The sequence below is a fragment of the Streptomyces sp. MMS24-W38 genome, from assembly GCF_059889265.1.
This window is the reverse complement of the sequence record NZ_JCBCPP010000001.1, coordinates 7271917-7291857: the sequence shown is the minus strand read 5'-3', so window position 1 is coordinate 7291857 and position 19941 is coordinate 7271917. Positions and strand designations below refer to the sequence as shown.

The following is a 19941-nucleotide window of genomic DNA, read 5'->3' as shown; positions in this document are numbered from 1 at the left end:
GTGGGGCCGGCAGACATGCTCAGGCGACGCCCAGTCGCAGGAAGAGAAGGAGTACCTTGAATGTCTGTTCGTCGCCTGCTCGCCGCCGCCGTGGCCGCCGTACTCGGAGGCATCAGGCTTGCCGCACCGGCGGCCGCGCACGCCTCGGCCCAGTCGGCCGCCGTCGATGCTTACAACCTGACCACCGGGCGACTCGTGGGCACCACGGCCGCGCTCGTGGCGCTGGCCGGCGTGGTCATCGGTGGGCTGGCTCTGGCCCGCTCCGCCGACCGTACCGGCACCGGCAACAGGCGAAGCAGGGCCATCGTGGCCCTGGTGGCGGGGCTGGCCGGCGTGGTCATCGGCACGCTGAATCTGGCCGTCGCCGACGGTGGTCCCGGCACCGGCAACGGAGTAGTCGGTGGCGCCTTGGCCCTGGTGCTGGGGCTGATCGCCGCGGTCTGCGGCTGGCTGGCTCTGACCCGCTCCCGCCGCACCGGCTGACGGCAACGGATACGAGCACGCGTTCGGGCCTGCCTGAAGACCTGTCAGGTGCCGCCGAGTACCGCGCTGTCGAAACTTGGGTTCTGGCTCACCTTCCGGATGCTGTTGGTGATCTCTAGGACGTCAGTCCTTGGCAGAGTCGCTGGAAGTGGCCGGGCGGTCGGGGCAGAGAAGCTGGTGTGGTGCCGGGTGGGAAGCATTCGCTGAGGCGGATGATGTTGGTTCCGGCGGCTGTGAGGACGTGTTGGACGTGTGTCTTCGCCAGGCCGCGGTAGCGGCAGTGCCGCAGGCCGTGAGCGTGGACGATTTCGGAGACGGTGGCTTCGCAGCCCGCGCCGACGAACTCACCGACCGCGCCATCGCGTTGTGGCCGGCCCCGCTGCGCGGAGTGGGCCGCGCGGAACGCAACCGCGACTGGCAGCTCGCCCACCAGGTCCTCGCCACCCTCCCCCACGGCACCTGGACCTCCTACGGCGACCTCGCCGCCTTCCTCGGCTCCGGCGCCCAGGCCGTGGGCAACCACCTGGCCAACACCCCCGGAGTGGCCAACGCGTACCGCGTCCTCACCGCCGAGGGCAAGGTCTCCGAAGGCTTCCGGTGGGCGGCGCCCCAGGAAGCGGGAAGCGACGACGTCCGCGCCCGGCTGGCCGCCGACGGCGTCCGTTTCACGGCCACCGGGGCCGCCGGTCCGGCCCAGCGGCTCACCGCCGACGACCTCGCCGCGCTGCTCGCCGGCACGGACGACGACCGGGCGGACGGCGAGGACACCGCGCAGGACGGAACCGCGGAAGCACCCGGCGTGGAGACCCGCGCCGAACGGTTCTTCCGCCAGCTCGCCGCGGACGACTCCCCCGAGACGGTCGAAGCGGTCCGCGCGCTCTTCGCCCACTGGGAGGGGCTGGGCGGCTGGATCGGCCACGGCGCGGGACACGTCACCACGAGTGCGTACCTCATACTCGGCGAGGCGGGCGGCCCTGGCCGCGGCATCTGGCCGATGACGCTCTACCCCGGTGCCGGACGCGGGGGCACGGCGGAGGTGGTGTTCCAGTACCTCGCCGCGCGGGAACCGTTCACCGACCGCGCGCTGCGCGCCGAATACCTCACGCGCCTCAATGCTCTGGACGGTGTCGACATCCCGGAGGGGAGGCTGGAGCTGCGACCCAACATCCGGCTGTCCCTTCTGGAGAAGGACCGCAACCGAGAGCTCCTCACCGAGACGCTGACGTGGTTCCGGGACCGCTGGGAGAACCGGGGATCGTCCTGAGGGCCGCCCGCCGGGCACACTCCGCCCACACCGTCTTGCCGCCCGGCGGATACGGCTCGCAGCCCCAGGCGTCCGCGAGCGAGGCGACGAGGAGCAGGCCCCGTCCGGACTCACTGTCGCCGTCGGCATCGGCGGCCGGGGTCGGCGCGGGCAGACGTTCGCCCCGCGCGTCGTTCACCTCGATCCGCAGGGTGGCGGGGGTCAGGCTGAGGGCGAGACGTGCGTTCCTGCCCTGCACCCGGCCGTGCAGGGCCGCGTTCGCGGTCAGTTCGGCGATGAGGAGGGAGGCCGTGGCCGTGCCGTCGTCGTCGGGCTCCGACCGTCCCTGCTGCGCGGCGAGCCAGCGCTCAGCCGCATGGCGTGCGGTGTGCGCGCCGTGCGCCGTGGTGGGAAACATGGTGCGGAAGTGGGCTGTGCCGACGGTCGGTTCACCAGGTGCGGTGACGGTTTCCTGATTCACATCACCGAGGGTGACCGAGTGGTCCTACCGTGAGGAGCACTCCGGACGGTACGCAGGGTGACTGTCCCGGCGCGGACGGTGTGATGTGCGGGTGTACGGCCATTGCCCGGCCGGGCTTTCACCGGTTCGTCCCCGGTACAAGGAACAGGATGGTGGTACGGCATGACAGCACAGCCGGGTACGGGGGTTCCCACGAACGGCGAGGCGGACGGCACGGACGAGGTCGCGGACCTGTTCCGGGCCCTCGGCCACCAGATCAGGGTCGCCCGGGAACGGGCCGGACTGAGCCAGAAGGAACTGGGCGACCGGATCGGGTACGGCGAGGAGACGATCTCCTCGATCGAGCGGGCACGACGCACACCTCAACCCGAACTGCTGGTCGCCGTGGACCGGTTGCTGGAGTGCGGGGGCCTGTTGGCGTCCGCGGCGGAGGATGTGGAGCGGGCGAAGACCCTGCGCAGGGTGCGGCATCCGGAGTGGTTCCGGAACTATGCGCGGCTGGAGGCGGAAACGGTCGAGCTGCACGACTACAGCTCGCTCGCAGTCCCCGGGCTCCTGCAAACTGAGGCTCACGCACGTGTGGTGTTCGGTACTCGCCAAGTCCTTGCTGGACGAGACGACCATCGAACAGCGTGTGGCCGCACGATTGGACCGCCGACAGATCTTCGACCGCTGGCCTCCGCCGTTCACGACCTTCATCCTCGAGGAATCCGTGTTGCGTCGCCCGCTGGGCGGGTGGGACGTTCATCGGAAACAACTCGAAGCGCTGCTGAAGTTCGGCAGGCTACGCAGTGTGGAACTCCAGGTGCTACCGAGGGAACGCAAGGAGCACCCCAGTCTGGGCGGGCCATTCATCCTGCTCACTCCGAAGGGCAAAACCCAGGTGGCATACCTGGAAGTCCAGCACATCAGCCGCCTGATCACAGATCCGGACGAGGTACGTATTCTTGCCGCACGCTACGGCAGCATCAGGGCACAGGCGCTCACACCAGAGGAGTCACTGACCTTGATCGAGAAAATGCTGGGAGACCGATGAACACCGAACAGCCCGCACGGCTGGACTGGTTCAAGAGCAGCTACAGCAGCGGCGATGGAGGGGCGTGCGTCAAAGTCGCCCCTGACACGACCGCCGTACACGTACGGGATTCCAAGGAGCACGGCGGCCCTCGGCTCGCGTTCGCGCGGAGCGCGTGGTCCGGGTTCGTCGCGGGCCTGGGGCGGGACCGGATCTGACCTGCCGCGCCCGAGGCCGTGGCACTCAGGCTTCCTGGCACGGCCTCGGGGGCGCGCTCGAGGCGAGGCCGGATTCACTGGTACTGAGGCACCTGGGGAAAGGAGGCATTGCTGTGCGGACGTGCCGCCGGTCAGCGAAGGGGATGAGGACATGGCAAGGGTGGAGCCTACGCAGACCCTCGGGGAACGGTTTCCGGCCGAACCTGCTGACCCGCTCACCAGGGCGCTGGAGGCCATCGGGAGCGGCGCGTACGTCGTGGACGAGCAGGCCGCGTGATCGCGGTCAACACCCACACCGAACAGTTGCCGGCCTTCCAGCTGAGGATCTCCTCGGTCGCGACGCGCACGACCTGCTGCGCCGGGACGCCCATGGCCGGCTTCGCCAAGGGCTCAATGCAGCATGCAGCAGGCTTTCCTTGCCGGGTGCACCGCCCAGGCCCGAGGGGGACCACTTCGCATGCGGGGACGGCCCCCTGCTGCCCATCTCGTGACTGATCACCCCCTACGACAACCTCGAACGGCCGGGATCAGCGTACGCAGCGACTCTCGAAGGCCTTCGTGACAATCGCCGCAGCAGGCTCGCCGCCCGGCCGTCAGGTCGAACGAGATTCCTGGGAAGCCGACGGCACCGGCGGCACAGTGGCGTCCCTCGTCTCCGACCGCTTCGCCGGCACGCTGATCGGAACTCCGGCCGCCGTGGCCGTCACGTGGGGTACGCGCTGGTCCTTCCCACGCCGACTCGTGCACGCACCGTCCTCCTGCACGGCTGCGGTTGTTGCCACCCGACGTTCGCGGAGACCGCTCGCTCGGCCGACTGGTCCGGCGCCGCGCGTGCGGCGTGGTTACGGGAACGGCAGGGTCTGCGCGAGGACGGTGACCACGATCAGCACCACGGGGAAGCAGGCGAGGAACATCGCGAACGTGTACCCCATGATGTCCCGGGCCTTGAGGCCCAGCACCGCCAGCGTCGGAAGCATCCAGAACGGCTGCAGCAGGTTCGCCGACGCCTCGCCGAGGTCGTAGACGACCACCATCCACCCCTGGTTGACGTGCAGCTGGTTCGCCGCCTCCATCACGTAGGGAGCCTCGATGACCCACTTGCTGCCGCCGCTGGGGACGAAGACGCCCAGTACCGCCGAGTAGACCGCGATGAGCGGCGGGAAGAGCAGCTCGTTGGAGACGTTCACCATCCAGCCGGCGATCTGCTTGGACAGGCCGGTGAATGCGATCATGCCGAAGATGCCACCGTAGAAGGGGAACTGCAGCAGCACCCCGGACGCCGCGGGGGTCCCCCGCCGAACCGCCTCGACCATGCGGATCGGGCGCCAGTGGAGGCAGAGCGCCAGCAGGATCAGGACGAGGTTGACCGTGTTGAGGTCGATCGCCGCAACCGGGTTCCCCTCGACGTTCGTGAAGTGGCGCACCAGGTACCACAGACCCAGAATCCCGACCAGGACGGTGAACAGAGGGCTGCGCTCCAACCAGTCGCCGGGACGCGACCCCATGGCGCCGGAGGCCGCGTCCTCCTTCCCGTCCTTCTCCGCCAGAAGCGGGCGCAGTTCGATCCCCATCTCCTGGGCGGTCTTGGCGCGGGCGGGCGAGGGGGCGAGGAACCAGGCCATGACGACCGCCACCACGAAGACCACGAAGGTCGCCAGCACGCTCTGCCAGGTGAAGATCGTTTCGGTGAGCGGGATGATGCCCTCGCCGTCCCGCCCCTCGGCGATGATCTCCTGCACGGCCTCCGGGCTGGAGGCCGGGCTGGCCACCTGCAGTGCCGCGGAACCCGACAGCCCCTGGGCCCACACCGTACCGAGTCCGAGGAACGCCATGGCGCCGAGCGCCCGGTAGTCGACACCGCGGACGACGCGGGCGATCTCCTTCGCCAAGATGGCGGTGAAAATCAGGCTGAACGCCCAGTTGAGATAGGAGCTGATCATCGCCACCGCGGCGGTGAACGCGATCGCCGCGCGCGGCGACTTGGGGATCTGCGCCATGCGGGCGATCAGCCGGGCGACCGGAGCGGACACGGCGACCGCGTATCCGCCGATGATGATCATCGCCATCTGCAGGGTGAACTGGATCAGCGACCAGAAGCCCTCACCCCACGCGTCCACGAGGGTGGTGGGGCTCTCCCCCGTCGCGAGCCCCAGAGCGAAGACCAAGAACGTGCCGACGAGGACGAACCCGAAGGCGTCCGGAAGCCACCGCTCGGTGAAGGCCGTGAACCGCAACGCAACCCGCGCCAACCAGGTCTCACCCTCACGCACCTCGGCGTCCCGCTCGGTGTGGATGTCCCCGACCATGGTTTGTCTCGCTTCCTCTTCGGACGGCCGTTCACCATGTCTACGAACAGCGTCGTCTGACGGCTGATCCGTGACTCGGGCGGAGATCTTCGCGGGTGGGAAGCCGAATAGGGAAGGGGGTCCCCCGATTCGTTGCACATAGATCACACAGCGGGAAGGAACGCGACGGAAAGGTGGCGGTGCAAGCCATTTCGCCGACCGGTTTCATGGGCCTGACCGACATGGCAGCCCGAGGAGATGTCGTGTAGGTGCTTCACCGCGCGGGCGGCGCCGGTACACCCACGAACGCAGTAGCCCTCACGCGACTGGCACGAGGGAGACAACACGGCTCGCTCCGACGCAAGGAGTGGCAACGACGTCCCCCCGTGATCTCCTTGGCCACCGGTGTACGTGGCACCTCCCGCATGCTCATCTCGATGACGGCCCCGCTGTCCCGAGCGTCGGTGACCTTGCCGGTGCAGATCTCGGAAGTTCAGGTGGGATGGTTCAGGAGCGCCTCCGGATAACGCTCGGGGCTGCCCCGGATCCAGCCACTGTCGCGGCTCGAGGGGCGTGGTACGGCTCCGTCCTCGCCGATGAGTCAGGCGCGGGAATCGTGGCACGGGAGGAGCCGGCCCTCGTGGGAGAGGCTTATCTCCCGGACGAAAGCGAAGTCCTCCGCGATGGTGGGACAACCGCCCCCGCCCCGACCGCCCCGTACCACCAGGAGCGGCTGGGTGGGAGTCGGCCACGGATGGAGGGCGGAGCTCTCCGCGGACGAGTGAAGGTCGGGGAAGGGGCTGGTCGCCGTGGATTCCCGTCACATGTTGATCATGTGCCCGGCCAGGCCGTGCACCGCTTCCTTGACCGCTTCGCCCAGGGTCGGGTGGGCGTGGATGTTACGGGCGACCTCGTGGATGGTGAGGTCCCACTGCTGGGCCAGGGTCAGCTCGGGCAGCAGCTCGGTGACCTCGGGGCCGATGAGGTGGGCGCCGAGGATCTCGCCGTGCTGCTTGTCGCTGATCACCTTGACGAAGCCGCCGGGCTCGGCCAGGCCGTGCGCCTTGCCGTTGGCCGTGAACGGGAACTTGGCCACGCCGACATCGAAGCCGGCCTGGCGGGCCTGCTCCTCGGTGTAGCCGAAGCCGGCGATCTGCGGCTGACAGTAGGTGGCGCGGGGCACCATGCGGAAGTCGATCTCCATCGTCTCGGCACCGGCGATGGTCTCGGCGGCGACGATGCCCATGCTTTCCGCGGCGTGCGCGAGCATGAGCTTGGCCGTCACGTCTCCGATGGCGTAGATGTGCGGAACGCTGGTGCGGCCTCGTCCGTCGACGTCGATCGCGCCCCGGTCGGTGAGCCGTACACCGGTGGCCTCCAGACCGTAGCCGGTGACGCGCGGGGTGAAGCCGACGGCCTGCATGACCCTGGCCGCCTCGAGCGTCCGCCGGGTGCCGTCCTGGGTGACGGTCACGCGCACGGGGGACGCCTGGTCGGTGTCGTCGATGGCTTCCACCCGGGTGGAGGTGAGCACCTCGATGCCGAGCTTGCGGTAGTTCTTGGCAAGTTCCTTGGAGACGTCGGCGTCCTCCAGGGGGACGATCCGGTCGGCGAACTCCACAAGGGTCACCTTGACGCCGTAGTTGTGCAGCACGTAGGCGAACTCGACGCCGATGGCGCCGGCGCCCGCGATGACGATGCTCTCCGGCAGTTCCTCGGCGAGGATCTGCTCCTCGTACGTGACGACGCGGTCGCTCAGCTCCGTACCGGGCAGCAGGCGGGTGGTGGCGCCGGTGGCGATCACGCAGTGGTCGAAGGTGAGCGTCTCGGTGCGGCCGTCGCCGAGGACGACTCGCAGGGTGTTCGCGTCGGTGAAGGTGCCCCGCCCGTCGTACTCGGTGATGTCGTTCTTGCGCATCAGGTAATGGACGCCGGACACGCGCCCGTCGGCGACCTTGCGGCTGCGCTTGTACGCGGCGCCGTAGTCGAAGGTGACGGGTCCCTCGGCCCGAATGCCGAACGTGCTTGCCTGGGTCGTCACGATGTGCGCCAGTTCCGCGTTGCGCAGCAGCGCCTTGGACGGGATACAGCCGACGTTGAGGCAGACACCGCCCCAGTACTTCTCCTCCACCACCGCGACGCTCAGGCCGAGTTGGGCACATCGGACCGCTGTCGTGTAGCCCCCGGGGCCGGCTCCCAGGACGACGACAGCAAAGTGCTTGCTCATTACCCTCTCCCCCTCTTCTGCGTTACCCGCTGATTCTCCACCGTTCACGGCACCCACCTCACCATGACTGACGGAGTGTGACGGTCCTTACGCTCTTGCTGAGTTGTTCTCCGCAGCGGTCGACGACGCCGTCGGGGTGCCCGCTCATGGACGTGAGGCGGCACCTGGCGTCAGTCCGTCCGACGTGGCTCTCAGCGCCGACGCGCCGCCGGCCCGGACCGCGCGTGCGGTCCGGGCCGGCCTGGTTGTGTCAGGTCCGGTTCACCCCTCCGATGCCGGTTCCTGGGTGAAGGTCGCGTGGAAGCGGCGGGTATGGTCGGCCTGGCGTTCCGGGCCGGTCAGGGTGACCGTCGCCGTCAGGCGGGGGTCGGTGCTCGACGCGGCGAGGCGGAGTTCCAGGTCGCCGGGTTCGACGACTCGGCGGCCGTCCCGGCCGGTGAAGGAGGCCACGTCGGAGGGGACCGTGACGCGGACCCGGCGGGCCTCGCCCGGCTCCAGCGGGACCCGGGCGTAGCCGATGAGGCGCTGCACCGGCTGGACGACGGAGGTGACCGGGTCGTGCAGGTAGAGCTGGACGACCTCGGTGCCGGACCGTTCGCCGGTGTTGCGGACGGTGAGGGCGAGGGTGAACTCGCCGTCCGTCGGGGCCTCACGCGCGTCCACGGTGAGGTCGTTCCAGGCGAAACTCGTGTACGTCAGTCCGTGCCCGAAGCCGAATGCCGGGGTCGGGTCGATGTTGGACACCTCGCTTGCCTGGGCGAGGCGCGCGCCGAGGTAGGTGGTCGGCTGGGCGCCCGGGCCGCGCGGCACGCTGACCGGGAGCCGTCCGGAGGGATCGGTGCGGCCGCTGAGGATCCCGGCGATCGCGTGGGTGCCCTCGACGCCGGGGAAGAAGGACTGCACGATCGCCGCCGATTCGGCCGTGGCGCGGCCGAGCGCGTACGGCCGCCCGGCGAGCAGGACGGTCACCACCGGCGTGCCGGAGTCGAGCAGTGCGTCGAGCAGGTGCTGCTGGGCGCCGGGCAGGGCGAGGGACTCGGCGTCGCAACCCTCGCCACTGGTGCCGCGGCCGAACAGGCCCGCGCGGTCGCCGAGGACGGCGACGACGATGTCGGCCTCGCGGGCCGCGTCCACCGCCTCGCCGATGCCGGAGAGGTCGCCGTCGTCGACGCCGGTGCCGCGGGCGACCGTGATGTCCGCGTCGGGGAACTCGGCGGCCAGGGTGTCGCGCAGGGTGGGCAGGTCGATGCCGACCGGGACCTGGGGGTGCTGCACGCCGACGTGCAGCGGGAAGGAGTAGCAGCCCAGTACGGCGGTCGGCTCGGTGGCGTTGGGGCCGACCAGGGCGATGCGGCGGGGCCGGGCGAGCGGCAGGGTGCCGTCGTTGGTGAGCAGCACGACCGCCTTCTCGGCGATCTCGCGGGCCAGTTCCCGGTTCTCGGGCCGGTCCAGGTCGATCCTGCCGCGCAGCGCCTCGGGGTCGTCCAGGTCGACGCCCTCGAGCGCGGGCGGGACCGGGCTCCAGTCCGGGTCGAGCAGGCCGAGGACCACCTTCTGGCCGAGGACGCGGCGCAGGGCGCGGTCGATGAGCGACTCCGGTACCCGGCCCTCGGTGACGGCCTCGGCGAGTGGTGCGCCGAACGTCTTGACGGTGGGCAGTTCGACGTCGACGCCCGCCGTCAGCGCGGTGCCCGCGGCGTCGGCCCAGTCGGCGGCGACGCCGTGCAGGGTCCTGAGGAAGGCGATGCCGAAGTAGTCGGCGACGACGGTGCCGTCGAAGCCCCAGGTGTCGCGGAGCAGTCCGGTCAGCAACGTCTCGTCGGCGGCCACGGGCACGCCGTCGATGTCGTTGTAGGCGTGCATCACGGAGCGGGCGCCGCCCTCGCGGATTGCCATCTCGAACGGCGGCAGCAGGACGTCGGCCCGTTCGCGGGTGCCCATGGGGGCGGGGGCGAGGTTGCGTCCGGCGCGGGAGGCCGAGTAGCCGACGAAGTGCTTGAGGGTGGCGACGATCCCGGCGGACTCCAGGCCCTGCACATATGCCGTGCCGATGGTGCCGACGAGGTGGGGGTCCTCGCCGATGGTCTCCTCGACACGTCCCCAGCGGGCGTCGCGGACCACGTCGAGGACGGGCGCGAGGCCCTGGTGGACGCCGACGGACCGCATGTCGCGGCCGATGGCGGCGGCCATCCGGCGCACCACGTCCGGGTCGAAGGTGGCGCCCCAGGACAGCGGGACGGGGTAGGCGGTGGCGCCCCAGGCGGCGAAGCCGGCCAGGCACTCCTCGTGCGCGACGGCGGGGATGCCGAAGCGGTTCGCCGAGGCGATGCGGGTCTGGGTGCGCAGCAGCGAGAGCGCGCCGAGCGCGGGGTCGACGGGGACGGTGCCGAAGGGGCGGGTGAGCTGGCCCAGTCCGGTGGGCAGGAGCGCGTCGAGGTCGACGGCCTCCTCCATGTCGTGCTGGTGGGGGGCGACTTCGCCGCCCTTGTCGGAGGCGCCGACCCACACGCCGTACAGCTGGGCGATCTTCTCCTGAAGGGTCATCGCGCCGATCAGCGCGTCGACTCTGGCGGCGACGGGCTGGGCGGGGTCGTTCCAGAGGGGGATGTCGGGGGTGGTCTCTACGGCCACGTTGGCAGTCACTTTCCTCCGACGCCCATCAGACCCTGGACCAGGGCGCGACGGGCGAACAGGTAGACGAGCAGGACGGGCACCATGGACAGCACCACGGCTCCCAGCAGACCGGGGATGTCGATGCCGTGTTCGGTCTGGAAGTTGTACAGACCCAGGGTGACCACCTTGGTGGCGTCGGACTGGGTCAGGACGAGCGGGAACAGGAAGCCGTTCCACGCCTGGAGGGCGGAGAAGACCACGATCGTGGACAGTCCGCCGCGGGACAGCGGCAGGACGAGCTGGAAGAACATGCGCCGGGGGGTGGCGCCGTCCATGGCCATGGCCTCGTACAGTTCCGGGGAGATGTCGCGCATCGCGCCGCTGAGGATCAGTGCCGACACCGGAAGGCAGAACGCGGCGGTGGGCAGGATGACGCCGAGCAGGTTGTCGTACAGCCCGGCCTCGCTGATCAGGTAGAACATCGGCACGATGACGGCCTGGGCCGGGATGGCGAGGCCGAGCAGGAACAGCCGGAAGACGGCGGACGTGGTCCGGCCCCGGCTGCGGACGATCGCGTAGGCGAGGGGCGGGACCAGCAGCAGCACGATGCCGATCACGCAGGCGGTGACGACGAGCGTGTTGAGGAAGTACTGGCCGAAGCCCGAGCCGAAGGCGCCGGTGTAGTTGTCCAGGGTGAAGCTGTCCGGGAGGGAGACCGGGCCGTTCTCGGCGTAGTCCTGGCGGGTGCGCACCGTCGCGGCGAGCATCACGTACAGCGGCAGGCCGACCAGGAAGAGCCAGAAGAGCGAGCCGGCGCCGGCCAGGTAGTGGGGGCGGCGCCTCATGACACACCCTCCATGGTGCTGCGCATCTTGTCGTAGCCGGAGACCCGGACGACGATCAGGGAGATGACGGTGGCCGCGACGACCAGGGCGAGGGCGATGGCGGAGCCGGCGCCGAAGTCGAAGCCCTTGAATGCCTTGTCGTACATGTAGTAGGCGCTGATGGTGGTGTCGGTGCCGGGGCCGCCCTGGGTCAGGATGAGGACCGTCTCGAACGTGGTCAGGCCGCCGACGATCATCAGGATCATCGAGGTGATCATCGAGTTGCGCAGCTGCGGCAGGGTGATGTGGAAGAACTGCCGGTAGCGGCCCGCCCCGTCGATCTCCGCCGCCTGGTAGAGCACCTGCGGGACGGCCCGGGCGGCGCCCTGGTAGATCAGGGTGTGGAACGGGGTGAACTGCCAGGTGCTGACGAAGGCCAGCACCCCGATGGCGGTGGCCTGTTCACCGAAGAGGTTGCCGTCGCCGAACAGCCAGGTGGCCTCGGCGGGGATGCCGAAGTTGGGGTCCAGCAGCGCCCGCCACAGCACGGAGACGGCCGTGGCGGACAGCAGCAGCGGGATGAAGTAGATGACGGACAGCACGGCCCGGTTGCGCTGGTGGCCGGCGGCCCAGACGCCGAGCACGATGCTCAGCGGTGTCTGGATGACCACGCCGAGCACGGTCAGGAGCAGGGTCAGCCAGATGCTCTTGAGCATCACCGGGTCGTCCATCAGGCGCGACCAGTTGTCCGTGCCGACGAACTGGGGCGAGCCGATCCCGTCCCAGCTCATGAAGGACAGCACGGCCACCATGATCAGCGGGACGATCGCGAAGAGGGCGAAGAACACTGCGGCAGGCAGCGCCCAGGCGAAGCCGGGGCGGCCCACCGTCGTTGCGGACGAGGCGGGCGGCCGCCGCCGGGCCCCCTTGCGGGGTCCGGCGGCGGGCGGAGCGCTCGTGATCTGAGTGGTCATGAGCCGTTCATTCGGTGGGGAGGGCCTGCATGGCCTTGATGAAGCCGTCCGCGTCGAGCTGTCCGTTGAAGAACTGCTGGATGGCCTGGTGCATGGACGAGCTCGCCTTCTGCGGGTAGGCCTGGTCCCAGGACAGCTGGAACGACGGGGCGTCGGCGACCAGGTCGTACTGGAAGCGCGAGTACTCGGGGGTGGCCGAACCGTCGATGAAATTGGCGGTGTTGGTCGTGGTCGGCAGGTTGCCGATGTCCAACTGCGCCTTGACGAACTCGTCGGAGTACATGAGCTTCAGGAACTCGGCGGCGGCCTCGGGATGCTTGGTCTTCTTCATCACCGAGTAGTAGTTGTTGGTGTTGCCGGCGACGTTGGCCGGGTCGCCCTTGCCGCCCTCGACGGTCGGGAAGGCGGTGTAGCCGAGGCCCTTCTCGGCGAACGCCTTGTGGTCCGTCAACTGCTGCGAGTAGTACCAGGAGCCCATCAGCTCGAAGCCGGCCTTGCCCGAGGCCACCAGCTGGACCGAGCCGCCGTTGGTGTACTTGACGGAGTCGTAGTTCTTGCCGAAGGCGCCGGCGTCGACGAGCTCCCTGATCATGCCCAGGGCCTTCTTGCCGTCCGCGCTCTCCCAGGCGCTCTTGTCGCCACCGACGGCCTTCTCGAACAGCCCGGGGCCGGCCACGCGGTCGAAGAGGTACTGGAACCACATCTGCGTCGGCCAGACGTCGCCGCCGCCGAGCGCGATCGGCGTGACGCCCGCGCCCTTGAGCTTCCCGACCGCGTCGAGCAGCTCGTCCCAGGTCTTCGGCGGCTTGACGCCCGCCTCGTCGAGGACCTTCTTGTTGTGGAAGAGCAGGACCGGCTGGGTACCGCGCATCGGGATGCCGTACGGCTGGCCGTTGACGACAGCATTGTTGAAGACGGACGGCAGGAACTTGCTCTCCAGGTCCGGGTTCTTCTCGATGAAGTCGTCCAGCGGCAACAGCAGATCGGCCTTGACGAACGGCTTGATGCTGCCGCCACCCCAGTTGAAGAAGACATCCGGGGCCTGCGGGGTGCTGATGATCGTCTGAAGCTTCTTCTGGTAGTCCGCACCGGGGATGGTGTCGAGGACGACCTTGACGTCGGACGTCTTGTTGAACGTGTCGACGATCCGCTTCTCGACCTTGTTGGTGGCGTCCCCGTAGACCAGGACATGGATCTTGCCGTCGTCCTGCGACGCCCCGCCGTTCCCGTCACCGCAGGCCGAGAGGCTCAGTGCCAGGGCGAGCGTCGCACCGCAGGCGACCAGTCTGGGCAAGCGCGCACGTGTCTTCATCGTTCGCCTTTCGAAAGTTTCGGCAAAGTCACCGAAAGTCCATGCCGTGGGACAGTAGGTCAGGCCGGGGGTTCGGTCAACGGCCGAGCCCGTACTCACCCAAACCGTTATCGAGGCGCGGTGGCCTATCCTGCGGGTATGCACCATGAAGACGAGGCGAGCGGCAGAGTCACCCTGGCCACGGTCGCGAAAGAGGCCGGCGTTTCCATGCCGACAGTTTCGAAGGTCCTCAACGGCCGGTCGGATGTCTCCCGCGCGACGCGGACCAAGGTGGAGCGCCTTCTGGAGACCCACGGCTACCGTCGGCGCGGGCAGCCGACGTCCCGCTCCCCGCTCATCGAGCTCGTCTTCCACGAACTGGACAGCATCTGGTCGATGGAGCTGATCAGGGGCGTGGAGAACGTCGCCAGGGAGAACCGCGCGACGGTGGCGCTCACCGAGAGCGGCACCCGGCACACGCCCGCGCCGGAATGGCTCCCGGGTGTGCTGCAACGCAGGCCGCTGGGCGTCGTCCTGGTCTTCTCCGCACTCCCCGAGGACGTCAAGCGCCGGCTCAGGGCGGCGGCCATCCCCTTCGTCGTCATCGACCCGGCGGGCGACCCCGACCCGGACGTGCCCTCGGTCGGCTCCGCCAACTGGGCCGGCGGCCTCGCCGCCACCCGCCATCTGACCGACCTCGGTCACGAGCGGGTCGCGATCATCACCGGCCCCGAGGACATGCTGTGCTCGCTGGCTCGTCTCGACGGCTACCGCTCGGCCATGGCGATGGCGGGCCTGGAGACCGACCCGCGCCTGATGCGATTCGGCGACTTCCACGTACAGGGCGGCTTCGAGCACGCCATGGGCCTGCTGGAGGGGCCCGACCGGCCGACGGCGATCTTCGCGGGCAGCGACCTCCAGGCGCTGGGCGTGCTGGAGGCGGCGCGGGTCAAGGGCCTGCGCGTGCCCGAGGACCTGTCGGTGGTCGGCTACGACGACGTACCTCCGGCGCAGTGGTCGAGTCCGCCGCTCACCACGGTCCACCAGCCGCTGCGGCACATGGCCGAGGAGGCCGCCCGGATGCTGCTCCGCCCGGACGCCCCCGGCACGACCGCCCAGCGCATAGAGCTGGCGACACACCTGGTGGTACGGCAGAGCACGGCTCCGCCCAAGGAGGCGTGAGGGGCGCGGACACGACGACTCCAGGGGCACGCAAGAAAAATCCGAATGTTTCGGGTTCCCCCGAAAAAACGTTACGGCGACGCATCGGCCGCTTTCCACGCCCTCAACCTTGATGGCCGGGGCGAGAGGGACCGGTGCATGGACCGGCCCCCGGTTCCGGCGGCGCTTCCGGGTCCGGTCAGGCGCCGGGCAGGACCCCGCTGCGGGCCACCTCGGAGTACCAGCGGGCGCTGGCCTTGGGGATGCGGGTACCGGTCGGGTAGTCCACGTAGACCGCGCCGAAACGCCTGCCGTAGCCGTGGGCCCACTCGAAGTTGTCCAGCAGCGACCACAGGAAGTAGCCGCGCACGTCCGCGCCGTCGGCGATGGCCCGGTGGACGGCGGCCAGGTGGCCGCGCAGGTAGGCGATCCGGTCGGGGTCGTTGACCTGTCCGGCGGGGTCGGCGTAGTCGTCGAACGCCGCGCCGTTCTCGGTGATGACCAGCGGCAGCTTCGGGAAGTCGGACGCCAGCCGGCGCAGCAGGTCGTACAGGCCGGTGGGGTCGACGGCCCAGCCCATGGCGGTGGTGTCGCCGGGCGGCTGGTGGAAGGCGACCCGGTCGGCGCTCGGCCAGGGACTGTGGGCGCTGTTGCCGTGTCCGTCGGAGGTGTGGGTGCCGCTGCCGTCGGCCTCGGAGACCAGGGTGGGCGTGTAGTAGTTGACGCCGAGGAAGTCCAGCGGCTGGTGGATCTGCCGGAGGTCGCCGTCCTTCACGAAGGACCAGTCGGTCAGTGCCGTGGTGTCCTTGAGCAGGTCCTCCGGGTAGGCGCCTCGCAGCATCGGGCCGGTGAAGGCCCGGTTGGCGAGCGCGTCGATCCGGCGGACCGCGTCGGCGTCGGCCTCGCTGCCGGTGAGCGGGCGGACGTGGTGGATGTTGAGCGTGACCGAGCACTGGGCGTCGGCGGTGACGCGTTCGCGCAGTGCCCGGACGGCCAGGCCGTGGGCCAGGTTGAGGTGGTGGGCGGCGCGCAGGGCGTCGACCGGGTCGGTGCGGCCGGGGGCGTGCACTCCGGAGCCGTAGCCGAGGAAGGCGCTGCACCAGGGCTCGTTGAGGGTGGTCCAGGTCTTCACCCGGTCGCCGAGGGCGTCCGCGGCGAGGGCGGCGTACTCGGCGAACCGCTCGGCCGTGGCGCGCTCGGGCCAGCCTCCGGCGTCCTCCAACTCCTGCGGCAGGTCCCAGTGGTAGAGGGTGGCGACGGGTTGGATGCCCCGGTCCAGCAGGTCGTCGACGAGGCGCCGGTAGAAGTCCAGGCCCTTCTGGACGGCGGGACCGCGTCCGGCGGGCTGGATCCGGGGCCAGGCCAGGGAGAAGCGGTAGGCGCCCAAGCCGAGTTCGGCCATGAGGGCGACGTCCTCGCGCCGGCGGTGGTAGTGGTCGGTGGCGATGTCGCCGGTGTCGCCGTTGCGGACCCGGCCGGGGATGCGGGCGTAGGTGTCCCAGATGGACGGGGTACGGCCGTCCTCGGCTGCGGCGCCCTCGATCTGGTAGGAGGCGGTCGCGGAACCCCAGATGAACCCCTTGGGGAACGTGCGGGCGAAGGTGCGGGCGGCGTCCGGGGCGGACGCGGTCTGCTGTGCTGCGGTGACCACGTGAGTCCTTTCGGGTGGTGGGGGTGGGGTGGGCGCGCGAAGGCCCGGTGGGGTGTGGTGCGCGGGTCCGGTGGCCCGGGGCCGGTCCGGGCGCGGCGGGTCAGCCCTTGACGGCGCCCGCCATGATGCCGCTGACGATCTGGCGGCCGAAGACGACGAACATCGCCAGCAGCGGCAGCGTGCCGAGCAGCGCGCCCGCCATGATCAGCGACTGGTCGCGGACATAGCCCGCGCTGAGCTGGGTGAGGGCGACGGGAACCGTCGGGTTGGTCATGTCGAGCACCACGAACGGCCAGAAGAAGTCGTTCCACGCGTGCACGAACGTGATCATGAACAGGACGGCCATCGCGGGCCGTGCGACGGGCAGCACGATGCTCCAGAAGATCCGCAGCGAGTGCGCCCCGTCCACGCGTCCGGCCTCGACGAGTTCGTCGGGCAGCGCCTCCGAGAGGTACTGCCGCATGAAGAACACGCCGACCGCGCTCACCAGCGTGGGGAAGATGACGGCGGGCAGCTGCTGCGACCAGCCCAGCTCGGACATCAGCATGAACAGCGGTACGACACCGAGCTGCGGCGGCACCAGCATGGTGCCGATCACCAGCATGAGCAGGACGTTGCGCCCCTTGAACCGCAGCTTGGCGAAGGCGAAGCCGGCCAGGGTCGCGAACATCACCGTGGACAGGGCGATCACCCCGGCCACGATCAGACTGTTGACCATGGCCTTGCCCATCGCCGCCTCGTCCCAGGCCCGGGCGAGGTTGCCGAACAGGTTCGGGCCCGGCAGGAAGGGCGGTGGTGTCTGGCTGACCCGGGTGTTGTCGGTGGAGGCCGCCACCATCGTCCAGTACAGCGGGAAGATCGACAGCACCGCCATGACGGCGAGCAGGACGTAGGCGAGCGGGCCCGCGTGGTGCTGGCGCCCGGCGCGCTCGCGCAGCAGCCGGCGGCCGCCGCGGCGGACCGGCTGCTCGGTGGGAGTCCGGTCCGGGGTGCCCGTCCGGGCCGGGAGGCTGTGGATGGTCATGACGACTCCAGGTCAGGACGTACGGGAACGCAGGCGCTTGATCAGGCGCTGCGCCACGAAGGCGAGGACGAGCAGCATGAACATCGCCCAGGCGACGGTCGCCGAGCGGCCCATCTGGTAGTTCTTCCAGCCCTCCTCGTACAGCAGCAGGCCCAGGGTCTGGTACTGGTTGTCCGCGCCGCCGGTGATGCCGTTGGGGCCCTGCCCGAAGATCAGCGGTTCACCGAAGAGCTGAGTGGCGCCGATCGTGGAGAGCACGATGGTGAAGACGATGGTGGAGCGGATGCCCGGGACGGTGACATGGGTGAACTGCTTCCACCGGGAGGCGCCGTCGAGGGAGGCCGCCTCGTACCGGTCGGCGGGGATGGCCTGCATGGCGGCCAGGTAGAGCAGTGCGTTGTAGCCGGTCCAGCGCCAGATGACGATGGTGGAGATCGCCACCTGGGCGGGCCACTTGTCGGCCTCCCAGTTCACCGGGTCGATGCCGACCGAGCCGAGCGCCCAGTTGATCATGCCGAAGTCGCGTTCGAAGATCATGGTGAACACGAGGGCGGCGGCGGCGACCGAGGTGGCGTACGGGACCAGCGAGGCTACGCGGAAGAACAGCGAGGCGCGCATGCGGTAGTTGAGGAGGTGCGCCAGGCCGAGGGCCATCAGCAGCTGCGGCACCGTGGAGATGACGCCGATGGTGACGGTGTTCCGCAGCGCGTTCCAGAACCGTGAATCGCCCCAGAGCTCGACGTAGTTGTCGAACGCCACCCACTCCATGACATCGAGGGTGGCCAGTTCCACGTCGTGCAGGGAGATCCACGAGGTGTAGACGAGGGGATAGAAACTGAACGCGGCGAAGATGACGAAGAACGGTGCGACGAACGCGTACGGGGCGCCCCTGACGTCCAGCAGGTGCAGCAGCGCGCCGCGCCTCCGGGCGGTGCCGCTCTCGCCGTCCGGCGTCGGCGGCGGGCCCGAGGGCTCCCCGCCTTCCAGGGCCTTGGTGGTGGAGGTGGCCACCCGCTTTTCCTTCCTGGGAACAGAACGTGTGAGCCGGCCCCGGGTCCGCCGGCAGGGTGCGGGCGGGCCCGGACGGCCGCGGGGGCGGGAGGTCAGCCGACCGCCTTCTCGATGCGCTCCGCGGTGGTCTGCCACGCCTCGTCCCGCGGGGTGCCCTGCTGCTCGATCAGGGTCAGGCCCTGGGAGAAGGTGTCCTTGATCGTGCCGTCCTTGCGGCCCAGGACCTGCTTGTCCGGGATCTCCTGGGCGGCGGCACCGAAGATCCGGCCGATCGGCGCGTCGCTGAAGTACTCCGACTCGGCGTTCTTCACCTCGTCGCTCTCCAGCGCCTCCCGCGAGGACGGAATGTTGCCGATCTCCTCGAAGATGTGGGCCTGCTGCTCCGGCGCGGTCAGCCAGGCGACGAGCTTCTTGGCCTCCTCCTTCACCGGGCTCTGCTCGACCACGCCGAGGAAGGACCCGCCCCAGTTGGCGCCCTTGGGGGCCTTGGCGACGTCCCACTTGCCCTTGTTCGCCTCACCGGCCTTCTCGCTGATGTGGCTGAGCATCCACGCCGGACACACGGCGGTGGCGAACGTGCCGTTGGCCAGACCCGGGTCCCAACCCGGCTGGAACTGGCGGAGCTTGGCCGTCAGGCCGTCCTCCGCGGCATCGGCGGCCAGGTTCCACGCCTCCTTGACGGTCGGGTTCTTGTCGTAGATCAGCTCGCCCTTGTCGTCGTAGTACTGCTCGGGGTAGCCGTAGACCATGGCGTTGAACAGGCCGCTGGCCGCGTCCATGTAGGCCACGTCGTCGCCCTTGAAGCCCTTCTTGAAGGTGCGGCCGACCTCGACGTACTTCTTCCAGTCGCCCTCCCACAGCTCGGCGACCTCCTCGCGGTCGGTGGGCAGACCGGCCTTCTCGAAGTAGTCCCTGCGGTAGCAGACGGCCATCGGGCCGATGTCGGTGCCCAGCCCCAGCACCTTGCCGTCCTTGGTGCTGATCTGGGACTTCTTCCACGGCAGGAAGTGGTCGCCGCCCGGTACGTCGGAGAAGTCCGCGAACCTGTCCGCCTGGGTCTCGGTGATCTCCTTGGCCCGCCCGATCTCGATGCCCTGGATGTCCTTCAGGCCCTTTCCGGCCGCGAGCCGGGTCTGCAGCGCGGTGTAGTACGTCTGCTCGTCGCCGGCGATCTCGGCCTTGATGTCGACATCGGGGTTCTCCTTCTCGTACTGCTCGAGAAGGCCCGTCTCCTTGATGCCCATCACGCCGTACAGGCCCATGGTGATGACGACCTTGCCGTCCTGTTTGCCGCCGCCCGTGGCGGAGTCGTCACCGCCGCTGCAGCCGACGACGAGCGTCAGCGCGCCGGCAACCGCGACCGCCGCCACCGCTCTCGTACGCAACGAACCGGTCCTGCCCATGGGTCTCCTCCTAGCGACGGCGCTGACGCACCCGAGT

General features: G+C 69.6%; 17 protein-coding genes and 1 pseudogene. 6 read left to right on the top strand and 12 right to left on the bottom strand.

The genetic code is table 11. The annotated features are described in order from the left end of the window. Positions 1 to 60: 60 nt before the first annotated feature. Positions 61 to 483: a DUF6223 family protein gene (locus AC6F7H_RS32255; RefSeq protein ID WP_500761393.1), complete on the top strand. Its 423-nt coding sequence runs from the start codon at positions 61 to 63 to the stop codon at positions 481 to 483. A 115-nt stretch (positions 484 to 598) separates the two neighbouring features. Here AC6F7H_RS32255 and AC6F7H_RS32250 read toward each other — a convergent pair whose 3' ends face one another. Next, on the bottom strand, positions 599 to 772 hold the full coding sequence (locus AC6F7H_RS32250) for a transposase (RefSeq protein ID WP_500762171.1): 174 nt from the start codon (positions 770 to 772) through the stop codon (positions 599 to 601). 9 nt (positions 773 to 781) lie between these two features. On the opposite strand from AC6F7H_RS32250, the gene AC6F7H_RS32245 reads away from it, so the two are divergent. Next, on the top strand, positions 782 to 1747 hold the full coding sequence (locus AC6F7H_RS32245) for an MGMT family protein (protein WP_500761391.1): 966 nt from the start codon (positions 782 to 784) through the stop codon (positions 1745 to 1747). On the opposite strand, the gene AC6F7H_RS32240 is transcribed toward AC6F7H_RS32245, so the two are convergent. Then, complete coding sequence (locus tag AC6F7H_RS32240; RefSeq protein ID WP_500761389.1) at positions 1692 to 2207, bottom strand: ATP-binding protein; 516 nt, start codon at positions 2205 to 2207, stop codon at positions 1692 to 1694. The genes AC6F7H_RS32245 and AC6F7H_RS32240 overlap by 56 nt on opposite strands. Before the next feature lie 162 nt (positions 2208 to 2369). Here AC6F7H_RS32240 and AC6F7H_RS32235 point away from each other — a divergent pair. The 3 genes and pseudogenes from AC6F7H_RS32235 to AC6F7H_RS32225 all read left to right on the top strand — a co-directional run bounded on the left by AC6F7H_RS32235 (position 2370) and on the right by AC6F7H_RS32225 (position 3717). Next, positions 2370 to 3243, top strand: a pseudogene (locus AC6F7H_RS32235) (helix-turn-helix domain-containing protein). Continuing rightward, on the top strand, positions 3240 to 3440 hold the full coding sequence (locus AC6F7H_RS32230) for a DUF397 domain-containing protein (protein WP_500761387.1): 201 nt from the start codon (positions 3240 to 3242) through the stop codon (positions 3438 to 3440). Before AC6F7H_RS32235 ends, AC6F7H_RS32230 begins: the two are co-directional and overlap by 4 nt. Before the next feature lie 151 nt (positions 3441 to 3591). Beyond that, on the top strand, positions 3592 to 3717 hold the full coding sequence (locus AC6F7H_RS32225; RefSeq protein ID WP_500761385.1) for a hypothetical protein: 126 nt from the start codon (positions 3592 to 3594) through the stop codon (positions 3715 to 3717). Between the two features lie 565 nt (positions 3718 to 4282). On the opposite strand, the gene AC6F7H_RS32220 is transcribed toward AC6F7H_RS32225, so the two are convergent. The 6 genes from AC6F7H_RS32220 to AC6F7H_RS32195 all read right to left on the bottom strand — a co-directional run bounded on the left by AC6F7H_RS32220 (position 4283) and on the right by AC6F7H_RS32195 (position 13675). Then, positions 4283 to 5746, bottom strand: a complete 1464-nt coding sequence (locus AC6F7H_RS32220) for a short-chain fatty acid transporter (protein ID WP_500761383.1) — start codon at positions 5744 to 5746, stop codon at positions 4283 to 4285. 799 nt (positions 5747 to 6545) lie between these two features. Continuing rightward, positions 6546 to 7952 carry a dihydrolipoyl dehydrogenase gene (gene lpdA / locus AC6F7H_RS32215; RefSeq protein ID WP_500761381.1) on the bottom strand — a complete coding sequence of 469 codons (1407 nt, stop codon included), beginning with the start codon at positions 7950 to 7952 and terminating at the stop codon, positions 6546 to 6548. Between the two features lie 261 nt (positions 7953 to 8213). Next, positions 8214 to 10595 carry a beta-xylosidase/alpha-l-arabinosidase gene (locus AC6F7H_RS32210; protein ID WP_500761379.1) on the bottom strand — a complete coding sequence of 794 codons (2382 nt, stop codon included), beginning with the start codon at positions 10593 to 10595 and terminating at the stop codon, positions 8214 to 8216. Beyond that, a complete protein-coding gene (locus tag AC6F7H_RS32205; protein ID WP_500761377.1) occupies positions 10592 to 11410 on the bottom strand; it encodes a carbohydrate ABC transporter permease in 819 nt (272 codons plus the stop codon). Before AC6F7H_RS32205 ends, AC6F7H_RS32210 begins: the two co-directional genes overlap by 4 nt. Continuing rightward, positions 11407 to 12363, bottom strand: coding sequence for a carbohydrate ABC transporter permease (locus AC6F7H_RS32200; RefSeq protein ID WP_500761375.1), 957 nt, complete (start codon positions 12361 to 12363; stop codon positions 11407 to 11409). The genes AC6F7H_RS32205 and AC6F7H_RS32200 overlap by 4 nt, the downstream gene beginning before the upstream one ends. A 7-nt stretch (positions 12364 to 12370) precedes the next feature. Next, a complete protein-coding gene (locus AC6F7H_RS32195; RefSeq protein ID WP_500761373.1) occupies positions 12371 to 13675 on the bottom strand; it encodes an ABC transporter substrate-binding protein in 1305 nt (434 codons plus the stop codon). A gap of 138 nt (positions 13676 to 13813) precedes the next feature. Here AC6F7H_RS32195 and AC6F7H_RS32190 point away from each other — a divergent pair, with 138 nt between their 5' ends. Then, complete coding sequence (locus tag AC6F7H_RS32190) at positions 13814 to 14836, top strand: LacI family DNA-binding transcriptional regulator (protein WP_500761371.1); 1023 nt, start codon at positions 13814 to 13816, stop codon at positions 14834 to 14836. Positions 14837 to 15014: 178 nt separating this feature from the next. Here AC6F7H_RS32190 and AC6F7H_RS32185 read toward each other — a convergent pair whose 3' ends face one another. The 4 genes from AC6F7H_RS32185 to AC6F7H_RS32170 all read right to left on the bottom strand — a co-directional run bounded on the left by AC6F7H_RS32185 (position 15015) and on the right by AC6F7H_RS32170 (position 19904). Next, complete coding sequence (locus tag AC6F7H_RS32185) at positions 15015 to 16466, bottom strand: GH1 family beta-glucosidase (protein ID WP_500761369.1); 1452 nt, start codon at positions 16464 to 16466, stop codon at positions 15015 to 15017. 100 nt (positions 16467 to 16566) lie between these two features. Further along, positions 16567 to 17490, bottom strand: a complete 924-nt coding sequence (locus tag AC6F7H_RS32180) for a carbohydrate ABC transporter permease (RefSeq protein ID WP_500761367.1) — start codon at positions 17488 to 17490, stop codon at positions 16567 to 16569. A 12-nt stretch (positions 17491 to 17502) separates the two neighbouring features. Next, the gene (locus AC6F7H_RS32175) at positions 17503 to 18501 is read right to left on the bottom strand and encodes a carbohydrate ABC transporter permease (protein ID WP_500761365.1); all 999 of its coding nucleotides are present in this window, start codon (positions 18499 to 18501) and stop codon (positions 17503 to 17505) included. A gap of 92 nt (positions 18502 to 18593) precedes the next feature. Continuing rightward, positions 18594 to 19904, bottom strand: coding sequence for an ABC transporter substrate-binding protein (locus tag AC6F7H_RS32170; protein ID WP_500761363.1), 1311 nt, complete (start codon positions 19902 to 19904; stop codon positions 18594 to 18596). Positions 19905 to 19941 lie beyond the last annotated feature (37 nt).

What these genes read in the sequence shown, in the direction of transcription:
- AC6F7H_RS32255 (WP_500761393.1), top strand. Translation starts at nt 61, where the DNA reads ATGTCTGTTCGTCGCCTGCTCGCCGCCGCCGTGGCCGCCGTACTCGGA.
- AC6F7H_RS32230 (WP_500761387.1), top strand. Translation starts at nt 3,240, where the DNA reads ATGAACACCGAACAGCCCGCACGGCTGGACTGGTTCAAGAGCAGCTAC.
- AC6F7H_RS32225 (WP_500761385.1), top strand. Translation starts at nt 3,592, where the DNA reads ATGGCAAGGGTGGAGCCTACGCAGACCCTCGGGGAACGGTTTCCGGCC.
- AC6F7H_RS32220 (WP_500761383.1), bottom strand. Translation starts at nt 5,746, where the DNA reads ATGGTCGGGGACATCCACACCGAGCGGGACGCCGAGGTGCGTGAGGGT.
- lpdA (WP_500761381.1), bottom strand. Translation starts at nt 7,952, where the DNA reads ATGAGCAAGCACTTTGCTGTCGTCGTCCTGGGAGCCGGCCCCGGGGGC.
- AC6F7H_RS32205 (WP_500761377.1), bottom strand. Translation starts at nt 11,410, where the DNA reads ATGAGGCGCCGCCCCCACTACCTGGCCGGCGCCGGCTCGCTCTTCTGG.
- AC6F7H_RS32200 (WP_500761375.1), bottom strand. Translation starts at nt 12,363, where the DNA reads ATGACCACTCAGATCACGAGCGCTCCGCCCGCCGCCGGACCCCGCAAG.
- AC6F7H_RS32195 (WP_500761373.1), bottom strand. Translation starts at nt 13,675, where the DNA reads ATGAAGACACGTGCGCGCTTGCCCAGACTGGTCGCCTGCGGTGCGACG.
- AC6F7H_RS32190 (WP_500761371.1), top strand. Translation starts at nt 13,814, where the DNA reads ATGCACCATGAAGACGAGGCGAGCGGCAGAGTCACCCTGGCCACGGTC.
- AC6F7H_RS32180 (WP_500761367.1), bottom strand. Translation starts at nt 17,490, where the DNA reads ATGACCATCCACAGCCTCCCGGCCCGGACGGGCACCCCGGACCGGACT.
- AC6F7H_RS32170 (WP_500761363.1), bottom strand. Translation starts at nt 19,904, where the DNA reads ATGGGCAGGACCGGTTCGTTGCGTACGAGAGCGGTGGCGGCGGTCGCG.